At 49.5% G+C, this 15342-nt stretch carries 12 protein-coding genes; 4 read left to right on the top strand and 8 right to left on the bottom strand.

Annotated elements, in window-relative coordinates:
- Positions 1-21: 21 nt before the first annotated feature.
- A complete protein-coding gene (locus L976_RS09525; RefSeq protein ID WP_047536328.1) occupies positions 22-1926 on the top strand; it encodes a methyl-accepting chemotaxis protein in 1905 nt (634 codons plus the stop codon).
- 76 nt (positions 1927-2002) lie between these two features.
- Here L976_RS09525 and metF read toward each other — a convergent pair whose 3' ends face one another.
- From metF to metB, 3 genes are all read right to left on the bottom strand, one after another.
- Positions 2003-2896, bottom strand: coding sequence for a methylenetetrahydrofolate reductase (gene metF / locus L976_RS09520; RefSeq protein ID WP_047536327.1), 894 nt, complete (start codon positions 2894-2896; stop codon positions 2003-2005).
- A 248-nt stretch (positions 2897-3144) separates the two neighbouring features.
- Entirely contained in the window at positions 3145-5538 is a 2394-nt protein-coding gene (locus L976_RS09515) for a bifunctional aspartate kinase/homoserine dehydrogenase II (protein WP_047536326.1), read from the bottom strand.
- A gap of 11 nt (positions 5539-5549) precedes the next feature.
- Positions 5550-6713 (bottom strand): cystathionine gamma-synthase, encoded by a 1164-nt coding sequence (gene metB, locus L976_RS09510; protein ID WP_047540340.1) that lies wholly within the window; start codon positions 6711-6713, stop codon positions 5550-5552.
- Between the two features lie 222 nt (positions 6714-6935).
- Here metB and metJ point away from each other — a divergent pair, with 222 nt between their 5' ends.
- Positions 6936-7250 carry a met regulon transcriptional regulator MetJ gene (metJ, locus tag L976_RS09505; protein ID WP_011073770.1) on the top strand — a complete coding sequence of 105 codons (315 nt, stop codon included), beginning with the start codon at positions 6936-6938 and terminating at the stop codon, positions 7248-7250.
- A gap of 107 nt (positions 7251-7357) precedes the next feature.
- A complete protein-coding gene (locus L976_RS09500) occupies positions 7358-8101 on the top strand; it encodes a sulfite exporter TauE/SafE family protein (RefSeq protein ID WP_047536325.1) in 744 nt (247 codons plus the stop codon).
- A gap of 174 nt (positions 8102-8275) precedes the next feature.
- Here L976_RS09500 and nrfD read toward each other — a convergent pair whose 3' ends face one another.
- The 5 genes from nrfD to L976_RS23510 form a co-directional block, all read right to left on the bottom strand.
- Positions 8276-9220 carry an NrfD/PsrC family molybdoenzyme membrane anchor subunit gene (gene nrfD / locus L976_RS09495; RefSeq protein WP_037430671.1) on the bottom strand — a complete coding sequence of 315 codons (945 nt, stop codon included), beginning with the start codon at positions 9218-9220 and terminating at the stop codon, positions 8276-8278.
- 2 nt (positions 9221-9222) lie between these two features.
- A complete protein-coding gene (locus tag L976_RS09490) occupies positions 9223-9789 on the bottom strand; it encodes a 4Fe-4S dicluster domain-containing protein (RefSeq protein ID WP_047536322.1) in 567 nt (188 codons plus the stop codon).
- A gap of 12 nt (positions 9790-9801) precedes the next feature.
- Positions 9802-12084, bottom strand: a complete 2283-nt coding sequence (gene phsA, locus L976_RS09485; RefSeq protein WP_047536320.1) for a thiosulfate reductase PhsA — start codon at positions 12082-12084, stop codon at positions 9802-9804.
- Positions 12085-12583: 499 nt separating this feature from the next.
- A complete protein-coding gene (locus L976_RS09480) occupies positions 12584-13213 on the bottom strand; it encodes a pentapeptide repeat-containing protein (RefSeq protein ID WP_047536318.1) in 630 nt (209 codons plus the stop codon).
- A 491-nt stretch (positions 13214-13704) separates the two neighbouring features.
- Positions 13705-13845 carry a hypothetical protein gene (locus L976_RS23510; protein ID WP_173944663.1) on the bottom strand — a complete coding sequence of 47 codons (141 nt, stop codon included), beginning with the start codon at positions 13843-13845 and terminating at the stop codon, positions 13705-13707.
- Between the two features lie 65 nt (positions 13846-13910).
- On the opposite strand from L976_RS23510, the gene L976_RS09475 reads away from it, so the two are divergent.
- Entirely contained in the window at positions 13911-15014 is a 1104-nt protein-coding gene (locus tag L976_RS09475) for a phosphoribosylaminoimidazolesuccinocarboxamide synthase (RefSeq protein ID WP_047536316.1), read from the top strand.
- Positions 15015-15342: the final 328 nt, after the last annotated feature.

The raw sequence follows: 15342 nt of genomic DNA, 5'->3' as shown, positions 1-15342 counted from the left end.
ACGAATACTGGGAGGTTTACTGTGAAGAATTTAAACATTAGCACTCGGATAGTGTTAGGCATCAGCCTACTGCTATTTGCGGTGATGAGCTTTATCATGCCGCTGGTCCTATCAGAATTCAGTCGCCAAATAAGGGAGTCTGAACAACGGGAATTACATAAGTTATACGAAACCGCGGTAGCAAATATCGTCTCATCGGGACAAAGAGCACAGGCGATGGCAACCTTAATCTCACTCACACCTGAGATCCAAAGTAACTTTGCCGAGCGCGACCGTGAAGCACTACTTCAACGCACCCAACCGCTATTTACGCGCCTTAAACAAGATTTTGCCGTGCAGCAATTTCAGTTTCACACCCCACCCGCGACCTCGTTTTTACGCCTGCATCGCCCTGAAAAATTTGGTGATGACCTCACCGCAATCCGTAAAACCATTGTCGAAACCAACACCCAAAAGCAACCCCTCAGCGGTTTAGAATACGGGGTTGAAGGCTTAGGTATCCGCGGCCTCGTGCCGATGAATTACCAAGGACAACATACGGGCTCGGTGGAGTTTGGTATGTCATTTGGACAGCTCTTCTTCGACAATTTTAAAAATGCCTACCAAGCAGAGATAACTCTTTTGCTGCCTAAGGATGGCAACTTTGTCCCCTTTGGTGGCACCTTTACCACCGACACCAGCGCCTCCAGCGAACTCAACAAGGTAATGCAAGGTACTGAAGTGATTCGCACCATCGATTTAGACGGCAAGAGTTACGCCCTGTATCGTCATGGGATGAAAGACTACTCGGGCAAAACCTTTGGTGTGCTGGATATTGCACTGGACAGAAGCCACTCCGAACAAGCGATGTCCGATATTCGCTTTAAACTCATCCTGATAGGCTTTATCGCCTTCCTAATTGGCACCGCGATTGCCTGGTTTATCGCCAAGAGCATTACCCGCCAAATTGCCGAAACAACCAATGCGCTCAATGACATTGCCGAAGGTGAAGGCGATTTAACCCGCCGGATTGAAGTGAAGAGTAAAGACGAAATTGCGCAGCTTGCACTCGCCTTTAACCGCTTTGCTGAGAAAATCCACGCGACTGTTGCTCAAGTCTCTGACTCTACTAGCTTACTGGCGACATCGGCCGAAGAAATGTCTGCTATTACAAATGAAACTCAGCAAATGGCAAAACGGCAACACCTCGAGACCGAACAAGTCGCCACCGCCATGAATGAAATGGCGGCAACAGTACAAGAAGTTGCCCACAATGCGACTGATGCCGCCGACGCAGCAACCCACGCCAGCGAGTCAACTGAGCATGGCAAGTTGCTGGTTGAAAAGGTCATTTCGACCATTAGTCTGCTGGCGGATGAAATAGCCCATGCCGCCACGGCCATCAACGAACTTGAGCGTAATACCGCGCAGATTGACTCGGTATTAGTCGTTATCCGTAATATTGCCGATCAAACCAATTTGCTCGCCCTCAATGCCGCCATTGAGGCTGCCCGTGCGGGTGAACAAGGCCGTGGTTTTGCGGTGGTGGCAGATGAAGTGCGTACGCTCGCCAGCCGTACTCAAGCTTCAACCAGCGAAATTCAGCAGATGATTGAAGCCTTGCAACAGAGTGCCAAATCGACCGTCAGCACCATGAATACCAGTACCGCCACCACGCAAAACTGTGTTTCGTTGGTGCACGAGGCGGGGGAAGCGCTCGAAGCCATTACCCAAGCCGTGTCCACCATTAACCAAATGAACATTCAAATCGCCAGCGCCGCCAACGAGCAATGTGCTGTGTCGGCGGAAATCAATAAAAACGTCAATAATATTAATGATATTACGACCAATGCCACCGAGAGTGCCGTGCAAACTGCGCGGGCGGGAGACGAATTAGCACAACTGTCGATGCGCTTAACCACACTCCTCGCTCAGTTTAGGATTTAGGATTTAGGATTTAGGATTTAGGATTCAAGCAAAACAAAACGCCGCTAAATAGCGGCGTTTTTTTATGCTGTTAACGTTATAGCGCCTTTGGGCGCACCCCTAAGGTATGGCAAATCGCATAGGTCAATTCCGCACGGTTTAAGGTGTAAAAGTGGAAATCCTTCACCCCTTCGCGGGACAACACTTTCACCATATCAATCGCCACGTTTGCGCCCACCAGCTGACGGGTTCCGGCATCATTTTCAAGGCCATCGAACTGCTTATGTAACCAGCTTGGCAAGCTCACATTGGTCATGCCCGCAAAACGCTTTAACTGGGTAAAGTTAGTCACGGGTAAAATACCGGGTACGATTTCGACATCAATCCCTGCCGCAACGCAGCGGTCACGGAAACGCAGGTAAGATTCCACATCGAAGAAAAACTGGGTAATAGCACGGCTCGCACCGGCATCGATTTTACGCTTAAGGTTAATCAAATCGGCCTGAGCGTTAGCCGCATCTGGGTGCACTTCTGGATAAGCCGCGACCGAAATATCAAAGTCGGCCACTGAGCGCAGCAGGCGCACTAAATCCACCGCAAAGCGAGTCGGTTTTGGGCTGCCCGCAGGTAAGTCACCACGCAGCGCCACTATGTCGCGAATACCCGATTTCCAGTAATGCTTTGCCAGATCTAACAGCTCTTCATCACTGGCATCCACTAAGGTTAAGTGCGGCGCAGCAACTAGGTTGGTTTCTTGTTGAATACGTTCAATTACGCCGTGGGTACGGTCACGCACACCCGAGTTTGCCCCATAGGTTACTGAGACAAATTTAGGATTCAGCGGCTCTAAACGACGAATAGAGTTCCACAGGATCTGTTCCATTTCGGGGGTTGATGGCGGGAAAAACTCAAAAGAAACATTAATATCGCCATTAAGTTCAGACAAACTTTGGTTTAGCGAATGTGAATGTTGTGCGTGATGAAAAGCCATGTGTATTTCCTCAACCGCCCGAGTGCGACACTTATCGCGACTGGTACGACTATTAATGCAGTAGTTTAATCCATATGGACGTTTGGACGTCCATATGTCCATATACTAGAGAAACTGGCTGTTAAGTCAAGCCAAAAAATCCCCCTTTTTGGCATTTTCTTATCCCTCGTTGATCACCTTGATTTTAGTCCTTATCTTCGCCAATAAAAAAGGACTCAAATGAGTCCTTTAAGCTTTTGAATTTAAATCTATTCTTGCAGCAGATCGCGGCAGATCTGTGTTAGATCCGATTGTACCGCTGCTGCCGTCACTTCACGGCCCGCACCCGGCCCACGAATGATCAAAGGATTACCTTGATAGAAGGCTGAGCGGATCACAAACACATTGTCTCCGGGCGTGAGGTTGGCATAGGGGTGGCTCGCATCAATCCACTGTAATCCCACCTCGGCTTTAAGGACTGCGCCGCTATTATCCAAGGAGGCGACATATCTCAGCACTTTGTTTTGTTCCGCTGCAGCACCATATTGCTGCAATAATTCATCATCTAACTCACCGATGCGGGCAAGGAATTGCTCCAACGGAATATCCGCTAAATGGGCAGGCACTAACGAGCGCAGCTCAATATCCTCAAGCTCGATTTCCAGACCGATTTCACGGGCTAAAATCAGCAACTTGCGCTGCATATCGCGACCAGAAAGATCGTCACGAGGATCGGGCTCAGCAATCCCTAAACCACGTGCTTCAATCACTAATTCCGAGAAAGGTTTACTGGTATCGTATTTCTCAAACAACCAGCAAAGAGTGCCAGAGAAAATCCCGCCCACGGCCTCAACGCTATCGCCACTGTTACGCAGATCGTTTAAGGCGTGCTGAATAGGTAAACCCGCGCCGCAGCTGGCGTTATAGCGCCAGAATAAACGGCGATAACCGAGTTGTTCTTTAAGCTCGCGATAAAAAGGCAGTGGGCCAGAACCCGCCAGTTTGTTCGCGCTGACCATATGAATGCCGCGCTCGAAAAACTCTGGGTATTGCAGGGTTAAACTGGCGCTGGCGCTGATATCTAATGCAATCAGTTCATCGCAGTTAAGTTGTTCTAATTGTTCAAATAGATGCTCATACTGCCAAGGAGTGGCTTCGTTATCAAATTCCTGCTGCCAGTTTTCCAAATCCACACCAGTGGACTTAATCAAAGCTTTACTGGAAGTGACCAGACCGACTAACTCGACTTGCGCTTCAAGCTCTTGATTTAACGAGGGAGAGACTGACTTAAACAGCTTCACCCACGCCTCGCCAATATTGCCCACGCCCAGCAGCAATACGCCAATGCGTTTACGCGGGCCAGCACAGCGGCGATGCACTTTTTGGGTCAGCAGATTAACCTGCGACTGTGGCACTAAGGTCACAAGACTTAAATCACCACTGAACAAGGGCTTAGCATCGCGGCTCAATAAGCGGGCAAAGCTGCGGCGATAATGCTCGGCATCGGCACTCACGAGCGCCACTAAGCCAAGCTCGGTATTAATTTGCAGATCTTTAATGCCGAGGGCTTCGGCCTGCGCATCCAATAATTTTTGTACTTGTTTTTGGTTTTCAGCGGTATAGGCAAGCTCAAGCCGTTGATGCGCCGATACCCAATGTGCCAGTGGCGTTAATCCCGCCTCCACCAATTGCTCGAGCAGACTGGCCACATCACCCGCGATCTTAAAGCCAAATAACACCACGGCATTGAGGTTGGTCACCACGGGCGCACTCGCTGAGGAGCTATGGGGCGCAATCAGGGTAAAGTCGGTGTGGGAGGCATAGCTTGAACGCACGGCCAAGCTCACCTCAGTGTTAAACAGCGGCTGCAAAGTGCGTGAATGCAACACGGGTGAGCCTAAACGCGCCAAGCGGTCGGCTTCAGCGAGGGACATGCTCTTGAGTAATTTTGCATCGTTGATTTTGTTTGGATCGGCGTTAAAGACCCCTTCAACGTCGGTCCAAATGGTCACGCGCTCAATGTCGGCAAGACTAGCAATTAAGCTGGCGCTAAAGTCAGAGCCATTGCGACCAAGCAGCAAGGTATCGCCACGCTCGTTTGCGCAGATAAAACCGGTGATCACTAGGCGCTCGTTAGGGTGGGCCGCCAGTAAGGCTTGCACTTTGGCGCGGGATTCTTGCACACGAATTTGCGGCACAGCGGCCTCATCGGCTACGAGAATCGAGCAGGCATCCACATGGCTTGCGGCCACGCCCGATTCACGCAGCAGCGCTGCCATCAGGCGTGCCGACCAACGCTCACCAAAACTCACCACATGGTTAATTTGGTAATCGTTGCGTACATCTAAAGATAATAGACTGATTAACTGGGCTTTATCCGTGGTTAAACGTTCACGTAAATCCCGCGCTTGCTCGTTAGATAACAGCTGCTCAATCAAGCCTTGCTGATAGCTGATAAGGACTTGTAATTCTTCTTGCCATAATTGGTTGCTGTCGCGCAGTGACAACAACTTATATAAAAAGTTAGTGGTTTTACCCGCGGCAGACACCACCACCAGATCATCACTGTGGCCATGGGTTAACAGAATATGGGCGACTCGGCGGTAACAATCGGCATCGGCTAAGCTGGAACCACCAAATTTATGTAAGTGACAACGTGCCATCTATTATTCCTCTACTGACAAGCCGCTACGGCGGCCAATCCTGCTTGAATATCTGCAACTAAGTCATCGGCATCTTCAATACCAACCGACAAACGTAATAGGGTGTCTTTAATGCCAGCTTCAAAACGCGCCTGCGGCTCCATCGCCCTGTGGGTCATGGTCGCGGGCACGGCTACGAGACTCTCAACGCCACCTAAACTCTCAGCCACGCTGAATAAACTTAACGCATCTAAAAAGGCGACCACTTCGGCCTCGCCGCCCTTAAGCTCAAAACTCAGCATAGCGCCAAAACCTTTTTGTTGCTTGGCGGCAATGGCATGACCGGGATGATCCGCAAGACCTGGGTAATACACTTTACTCACGACTGGGCTGTTACTCAGTAACTCCACAATCCGCTCGGCATTACTTTGGTGCTCACGAATGCGCACAGCTAAAGTACGCAGGCCGCGCAGGGTTTGATAACTGTCGAAGGCAGAACCTGTTAAGCCTAAGGTGTTCGACCACCAATGTAAGGTCTCACCAATTTGGGGATCTTTGGCGATCACCGCGCCGCCCACCACATCACTATGGCCATTAATGTATTTCGTGGTGGAGTGGATAACGATATCGGCGCCGAGCAATAGCGGTTGCTGCAAAATCGGCGACAGGAAAGTGTTGTCCACTATCACTAACGCGCCCACACCATGGCTTGCCTTCGCGATAGCCTCAATATCGACGACTCGCAGCAAAGGGTTAGATGGAGTTTCAATCCACACCATTTTAGGTTGCTGGGCAATCGCTTGCGCAAGCGCTTGGCCGTCGGTTTGATCCACCACCAGCAGTTTAAATTGGCCTTTTTTCGCGAGGTTGGTGAATAAACGGTAAGAGCCACCGTAACAATCGTGAGGCACCACCAGTAAATCATCGGGGCCCAGTAAAGTGGTCACTAAGGTAATGGCTGCCATGCCAGTGCAAGTCACCACACCGGTTGCGCCCTTTTCCAGCTTTGCTAAGGCATCGCCTAAAATACTGCGAGTTGGATTGCCGGAACGGCTGTAGTCAAATTCGCGCGGATTTTTATGACCATCGAAGGCGTAATTAGTCGATAGGTAAATTGGCGGCACCACGGCGCCATATTGAGTATCGCTTTCGATACCCTGACGAACGGCCAATGTGGCTAATTGACGCTCGGTCACTAATTTGCCTGCGGTCATCGGGAACTCCTAAGTTCGCAAAGAGATGTCTGGACGTCTAAATGTACCTAAGCCCAGTGGTATCGTCAATAGGCGTTAAGACGTTTAGACGTCTAAACATAAAGAAATCTGTTTGCAATCGCTAAGAAATAGTAGCAATAATTTGACTGTAATCTGTAAGGGTTTAAAATCTGCCCCGAATTTAGCGTTATAACAGGTGAGTCAATGACTGAATGGAATGGGGAATACATCAGCCCCTATGCTGAACATGGCAAGAAGAATGAACAAGTAAAGAAAATTACTGTGTCTATTCCGCTCAAAGTGCTAAAAGTCCTCACGGATGAACGTACGCGTCGTCAGGTCAACAACCTGCGCCACGCAACGAATAGCGAACTGTTGTGCGAAGCATTTTTGCATGCCTACACCGGCCAGCCTCTGCCTGATGATGCCGATCTGTCGAAAGAGTGCCCAGACAGCATCCCCGCTGAAGCGAAGCGGTTGATGGACGAAATGGGGATCGAGTGGGAAGATATGGAATAACGCTTAAGCGTCCATAATCCTGCCGTAACTAATTATTAGGGATCGTTAATGCTCATCAGGCGTGGTGGGTTAAAGTAACGATCCCTATTTTGTTTTGATGGAATCCTATGTTCTCCTTGATCGATCCACAAACGCTCGCTATTGCGTCTGTGATTGTGTTTTTAGGTGCCCTCACCCAGAGTCTGATTGGGTTTGGCTTAGCCGTGGTCGCCAGTCCGTTGCTGTATATCGTCGATCCCCAATTAGTGCCCGCCCCCGTGATTGTGATGGGATTTTCCATCGCGCTACTCACCCTATTGCGTGAACGCGGCCATTTAGAATTCAATGGCTTGCAATACGCGCTCATCGGTCGAGTGCCCGGTGGCTTTATCGGTGCCAGCCTGTTGCTGTTTGCGCCGCAGCCGATTCTTGGTTTAGCAATTGCCGCGATTGTGACGGTTGCCGTGGTGCTGAGCCTGTATAAATTCAGCCTGCCAGTGAATAAAGCGACGCTATTTGGCGCGGGAGTCGTCTCGGGGATCTTTGGCAATATCGCCGCCATTGGTGGCCCTCCGATGGCGATTTTATTGGCGGGTAAGGATGCTTCGCAGTTTCGCGCAGCGTTATCGGCCTTCTTTATCTTTAGTTCGACCATTGCCTTGGCGATTCTTGGGGTGACGGGCCTACTCGAAATCAAGCACTTTTGGCTGTCGCTAATGCTATTGCCCTCGGTCTTTTTAGGCTATCTCGTGGCGGGCAAACTGGTGGGAAATGTGGATAAACATAAGACCAAGATGGCGACCTTAGCCCTCTGCGCTATCAGCGCCTTAGTGCTCACGGTCAAATCAGTGATTGAGTTATTACCGCAATAACCTCCTGCCAATTGCAGTCAATCGCAGCCATAAAAAAGCACCGTTTAACGGTGCTTTTTGCTTGCAGGGATGCGTGTTGTAACCCATTTGAGTATCACTTAATCGCATTAAAGTAATACTCATATTTGTTGCGCTAGTTTGAATGCCATGGGTTAGAGCATTCGCTAACATCACTTAGCTCAGGTAACTTTGGCCTGCATACACAATAAAGTGTCTCAGGGCGAGCACGCCAGTTAAGCTGGCACAGGCCACCATAATCATTGCGCCCTTAGTGTGGCGAGTCGCTGCGGGAAGCAGCATAAACAGCAATGGCACACCAAAGCCAATCCCGACCACGCCAATCCAGAATACGCTTGCCCACACGCCAGAGGTGAGTGATGCCAGCGCCGCAGCCGCCGCTCCGCCCTTAAAGTACAAGGCGCAGAACAACATAAACAGGAACATGATTTCGATGGCCATCACTGGCAGCTCTAAGCCATGCATTTTAGCTAAGGTCTTGTCGTGGCTATCGGTTTTGAACATCACCAGCGCCAGCACCGCATTGGCCGCAGCGCCCGCTGATAAACCAGAAACCAAGAACAATGCAGGCAATACCGCAGTGTTTAGCATCGGATAGGCATTCATCGCCGAGATTAAGAAGCCAGTGTAAGCGCCCACACCAATGGCGAGAACAAACAATAGCACTTCAATCAGCTTTCTAAAGGGCATCAGCAGCTTAGCGATAGGCGCGAGGAAACCTAAGCCCCACTTTGGCAAATCGTCACGCAGTACTAAAATCGCGTAGGCAAATGCCAAGGGTGAGTAAGCCAGTAGCGCTAGTACCCCAATCGCCATAACGGACTGGAAGTTGTAGTTAATTAAAATCAGCCAAAAGTGGAAAGGCTTAGTTAAATCAAACACTAAACAAGCCAAGCCTAAGCTGATTGCCACAGGGCCAATAATTGCCGCGGCCTTGAGGATATTGCTCTCAACTTGCGTTTGTTCTTGATTAAACCAACGCAAACCAATGCCAATCAGCAAACTTCCGGCGGATAAACCCGCCATAAACAGATACACGGCGATGACCCAGTGCCAAGTGACGGGATCATATTGCGCCATATCGCCCCAAGTATTGTTCATAATCAAATCCCCCCTCTTTTGGTAGGAACGCGATATACCCTAGGTTTAGTGCCTAAATGGGTCTTATCTTGGTAAGTGATCTTAGTGTTGAGCAGTGTGGCCACTTCACTTTGTGGATCGTTAGCATCGCCAAACACCAAGGCATCGGTCGGGCACACAGTCACACAGGCTGGCTCTTCACCACGGGCCAAACGCGTGTCCTTACAGAAGTTACACTTGTCAGCCACTTTGGTTTCGGGATTCATAAAACGCACTTTGTACGGACACGCCGCCACGCAGTACATACAACCCACACACTTATCGCCGTGGATGGAGACAATGCCATCTTCGCCCACATAGGCCGCACCCGTTGGACACACCTTCACACAAGGCGCATCTTCACACTGCTGGCAAGACACTCTGTGGTACTTAAAGTGCAGATGGGGCATTTCGCCATAGGGTCCTTCGACTCTCACCTGCAAACGGGTCACCCCTTCTGGAACGCCGTTTTCACTGCGGCAAGCCACGTTACAGGCTTGGCAGCCGATGCACTTGTTCTCATCGTGCACCATCACATATCTTTTCGTCATTTGAGCCTCCAATTAGCGTTTTGCCAGCGTGACGCCAGTGGTGTGTACCGTCATGCCACACACAGGTGCGGTAATGTGGGGCAATAAGTTTCCGCAGTGGATACCTTTGCCTGTCGCTCTAACCAACTCTTTGTTTTTAGAGCCAAAGCCCATATAAGCAAACACGGTATCGGGGCGAATGCCTGGGGTGACTAACGCATGGCCTTCCTCTGTACCTACACTGCTGGTTAAGCGGATAGGGTCGCCATTGCTGATGCCTAATTTGCTCGCGGTATCTGGGTGAACCCACACAGCGTTATCCGACATCAAATTCGCCAGCATGGGCACATTGTGGGTCGCGCCATTGGTATGCACCGCCACCTTACCTTGGATAAAGTAGAGTTCATTTGGCTTTTTAAGCTGCACTTCGCGGAACTTAATGACGCCGCGTCCTGGCGCCATGGCTTCAACCTTGGCGGAGGTCAATTCAATCTTGCCACTTGGGGTTTTAAAGCTGAGTAAACTGCCGTAGGTGCCGTCTTCATCCGCAGGTTTGGCATTGGCATAGGCTTTGGTAAATTCGGCCACCATTTTAGGTTCACGCAACATAATCGGCTTACCGAAGCTGACAAAACCTTCGTCTTTGATCCGGCGCAGCAGCTCTGTGTCGCGGTTTACCTGCAACAGCTGCAGGGTCTCCATGTTTTCCCATGGATAGAATTCACTCAGCCCCAGTTTGTGGCCAATATCCTTAAAGATTTGCCATGACGGACGAGTGTCGCCTAGGGTTTCAACCACCCGTTGGCGCACATAGTAGGCAGGGTTTTTACCGGACTTGTCAGCGATTTCCTCATCACGCTCAAGGTAGGTAGACTCAGGTAATATCACGTCGGCATAGGCCGCGGTTTCACTGATATACACATCGCACACGGCAACAAAGTCGAGTTTTTTCAAGGCTTCGACCACACGCGCTCTGTCGGTCATGGTTTGCATTGGGTTAGTACGGGACATCACCCAGCCATGTAACTGATAAGGCACCGCGCTTAAAGTCGCATCGAGGACGGTTTGATAAATCCCGCCCGCTGACCACATCATGGCGTACTGTTCTTCCACTTGGTCGATACGTTTTGCCGCAGGCTTTGGCATATCTTTTACGCCGGGCTTACCCAGCACGGGGGCCACATTTTCACCGGCGAGCTTGTTATAATCACTAGGCTTTTGCCCTAGGTAGATCCCGCCTTTACGTTCGATGTTACCAATCAAGATGTTGGCAGCGTAAAGCGCGCGGCGCATTTCAAACTCTTCGGTGGTAAAGGTGGCTCTGTGACCAAAATCCACCACCGCATGGGGCGCTTTAGCCGCATATTCACGGGCAATACGGCGAATATCTTTGGCGGGCACATCGGAGATCGTTTCGGCCCACTCAGGGGTATAGGCTTTTACTTCAGCGGCAAAGGTGTCAAAGCCTTCGACATAACGCTCAACAAAGGCTTTGTCGTAGAGGTTTTCTTCAATCAATACATGGCATAAGGCTAAAGCGACGGCCACGTCGGTGCCAGGACGAATCGCGTACCATTCATCGGCTTTATCGGCAACCACTGAGAATCTTGGCTCGAACACCACCAGCTTGGCGCCTTTATCCATTTGCGCCGCCATCATGCCGCGGGTTTCGGACATGTTGATGCCTTCGTACAGGTTATGGCCGAAGTTAATAATGTATTTTGAGTTACTTAAATCGCGTTTCACCTTAGTGCCAAACATGGCCATAGCAGCAATTTCATAACCGCCGGGGCAAGTAGATGCATGGGTAAAGGTATTTGGGCTACCAAACGCCGTGGCGAGGTGGAATAAGTGTTTTTCTTGCGAGCCAGATTTTGAGGAAAACGCTACCGCCTCTGGGCCGTGAGCTTCCTTGATTTTAGTGAGATTATCGGCAATCAGTTGATAGGCTTCATCCCAACTGATTTCAGCCCATTTACCCTCGCCACGCTCGCCAACCCGTTTTAGGGGTTTAACAATCCGCTGTGGATCGTACAGCAAACTATGACCAGCACCGCCGCGGGCACAGACTTTACCGCCAAAGGATTTAGCCGCCTTATTACCGCTGATAAAGACGTTTTTACCTTCAATCACCCGCGCTGAAATCGGGCAGCGGGTCGAGCACATCTCACAGATACTGGCAATTTCTTTGCCCATGCCCTTAAGCTGCTTGCTCTCTAATGCCGCTAAGCTGCCCGGCAATAAGCTAGCTAATGCACATGTTGCACCGCTGGCCCCTGCGCCCTTTAAAAAGGTTCGCCTATTAAGCTCAATCATGGTTACCTCCATCACACTCATCCCCCCTTATGCGCCAATTGGCACACGCAAACTTAGGCTTTGGGTCACCACTGCGGTGAAACACTAAATTTGCTCACAGGTTTTTAGTTATTAATGCCAATGCCTTAAGAAACGCTGGCATTTTGCTGTTCCGGAGTGATTGTTATCCCTTAAGGAGTAGGCGGATATTGTGGTAAACCACATAGGCAAGTTGAGTGTGATCTGTGGCAACTAAAAGTTAAAATTGTTCTAAAAATTCGTGAATAAGATCAATAGTGTTGATTGGCCGTATCGATGCGTACGCTTGAGGTATTTTTACAATACGCACCACAATAAAAAGTTATCAAAAAACCTAAAAGCAATTTTACAAACAATAAGTTAAAAAGTGATACCGCGATATCGCTGTCACAATAAACCCGTTAATTTAAAAGGATAAAATACCAGCACCGATTAGCGCGAACAGGTGCTGATATGAGGTCAGCATGAGGTTGGTATAAGGTCAATCCACCAAGGTAATATCTAAGCCATTTAACAGCCGAATCGCTTCATCGCGACTAAACTTGGCGCCTTTAATTTTGTTATTAAAAATATCAATGTCGTAATCGGTTGCCTCGGAGAAATCCGCCTCCATTAACTCGGTGCGGCCGAATAAGCTATGGCGAAAATCGCTGTAACTAAAGTTGGCGCGATTAAACTTGCCCTCACGAAAATCCACATCCTGCGCCTTACAGCCCTCAATTACCATTTCATCGAGCTTAAGGCCCATAAAAGAGCAGTCGTTTAAGATGCAGGTTCTAAAACTAAAAGGCGCCGCAAAGGATAATCTAGGCCAAGCGGCACGGGTCCAATCTATGCCGACCAGCTTACATTCTTCAAAACTCACACCGTTAAATTGGCTTAAGGGCACCTTGAGCAGGCTTAAATTACAGCCGACAAAACGGCAATCGATAAACTTGCAGTTACGGAATGTGCTGTCGCTAAATTGGCAATCGTGGAACTCGCACTCTTCAAACTCAAGGTCTTGCCACTGGCTTTGGCTCTCGGCTAAGGCGATAAATTGCTGCGAGAAAAAATACCGCCCCTGTGAGGCTACGCGCGCCATCATTGGCATTTTTGCATCTGTCGTCATACTCGCTCCATATTCTCCATCACGGCTTAGGCACGTCCTGATAGGCAAATTGTCTTTTTGAATCCACAACAAATAGCTGTTAAAGCGAGAAGCGGCGCCTCAAGCTGATGCACTATAGCCGCAGATAATACCCCGATTAACGCTACTCACTACATGGCTAAATTGGCATAAATCGAATATGGGCTTAGCACTTATGCTCTACAACCTAGCCCAACAATCTAGCTTCAAACGCTTGCGAGCGACGCTCCCGCTTTAGGCATTTTCAGCTTTTACCTTTACCAGCCTTCACTTTGTGCCGACACGCCGCACAGATGCGCACAAATAGCCGTGGAAAATTTTGCGAATAAAGGTAAAATGGCGCCACTTTTCGCGGCTGTCTAACAAGGTTCTCTGGGATTAATGGTTAGCCTTTTCGAGCAAAATGGCACGGGGGTTCCCCACTTGAGCAGACCAGTATTACTCTGGCGCCAACCTTGCTCTGCGTTTCATTTTCACCCCATATCTAGACAATCGTTATTCTCCCCATCGCCCGAAAATCCACTATTCGCTTTACGCTTAACCTTCACCAAGGCTTTACGCAAACTGAGCAATAAGCTATTGGCCAATAATAAAAAGGTGGCTAAGCATCCCATGCTTAAGCACACCGCAACGAATAAAAAACTCGTCCCTACACTCTCTATCCAAAGGAATACTCGTCATGAGTCTTGCTGATTCCGTATTAGCCGTAAACAACGATTTGCCCATCCGCACCGATAGCCCAGTTCATAGCGGCAAGGTACGTAGCGTTTACTGGCTAACCGACGCCGACAGCCGCCGTTTAATCAAAACCAAGGGCTACAATGTGCCCGAAGATACGCCGCTTGCCATTATGGTGATTAGCGATCGCATCTCCGCCTTCGACTGCATCTTCCACGGTGAAGGCGGATTAAAAGGCATCCCAGGTAAAGGCGCGGCATTAAATGCCATTTCTAATCATTGGTTTAAGTTATTTGCCGAAAACGGTTTAGCCGACAGCCACATTTTAGATATTCCGCATCCCTTCGTTTGGATAGTCCAAAAAGCCCGCCCGATTAAAGTCGAAGCCATTTGTCGCCAATACATTACTGGCTCAATGTGGCGCGCCTACTCTAAGGGTGAGCGCGTATTCTGCGGTATCACACTGCCAGAAGGCTTAGAGAAAGATCAAAAGCTGCCAGATTTGCTGATCACTCCTTCGACCAAAGGTATTTTAACTGGGATCCCCGGTGTGCCCGCGCAGGATGATGTGAACATCAGCCGCAGCGATATCGAAGCCAACTACCAAGCCTTTGGTTTTGAAAAGGTAGAAGATATCGACCTGTACGAGAAGCTGTTAAAAGATGGCTTTAAGGTGATCGCTAAAGCACTGGCCGACCTTGACCAAGTGTTTGTGGATACCAAGTTCGAGTTTGGTTATGTGACCGATAAAAACGGCAACTCAAAACTGATCTATATGGATGAAGTCGGCACCCCAGATTCATCTCGCATTTGGGACGGCGCCGCCTACCGCGATGGTAAAATCCTTGAAAACTCTAAGGAAGGCTTCCGTCAGTTCCTGCTGAACCACTTCCCCGATCCGGACATTCTGCTCAACAAGGACAGAATGCCAGAGCGCGAAGCCCTTGCCCGCGATAACGCCCTGCCATTAGAGGCGATGATGAATGTGTCACGCACTTACACCGGCATCGCCGAGAAGGTGACTGGCGCGGCAATCCCGCTGCCAGCCAATCCAAAGGCAGATATTATTAAGATCCTACGTGAAGAGTATGATCTGATTGTTTAATCAGATTTCGATGAGGTAGGGTGTTTTTCCTTAACCTCTAAATGTAGAAAAGGCGCTTAGGCGCCTTTTTTGTTTGCTTCGAAAACTGTGTTTGAATTGAGTAGTTATTTTCTTAAGAATAAGTCTTAGGAGACAAGACTAACAATTATCCAAACTTCGTTTGGATCAAAGTCGTGGGGCTTCACCCCACACCCGACCAAGGAGGACTGCTCGTCCTATCCTCCTTGGATTCTCCAAGACGCCCCAACGGAGTTGAAAGCCCCTTGTGCTCATTGACAAATTTGCTATCGCTTCCGAAGGATGCGTCCCTGCACCTGCGAAAGCTAGT

The sequence above is a fragment of the Shewanella sp. ZOR0012 genome, assembly GCF_000798835.1.
Classification (GTDB): Bacteria; Pseudomonadota; Gammaproteobacteria; order Enterobacterales; family Shewanellaceae; genus Shewanella; species Shewanella xiamenensis.
This window is presented reverse-complemented; position numbering and strand designations above follow the sequence as displayed.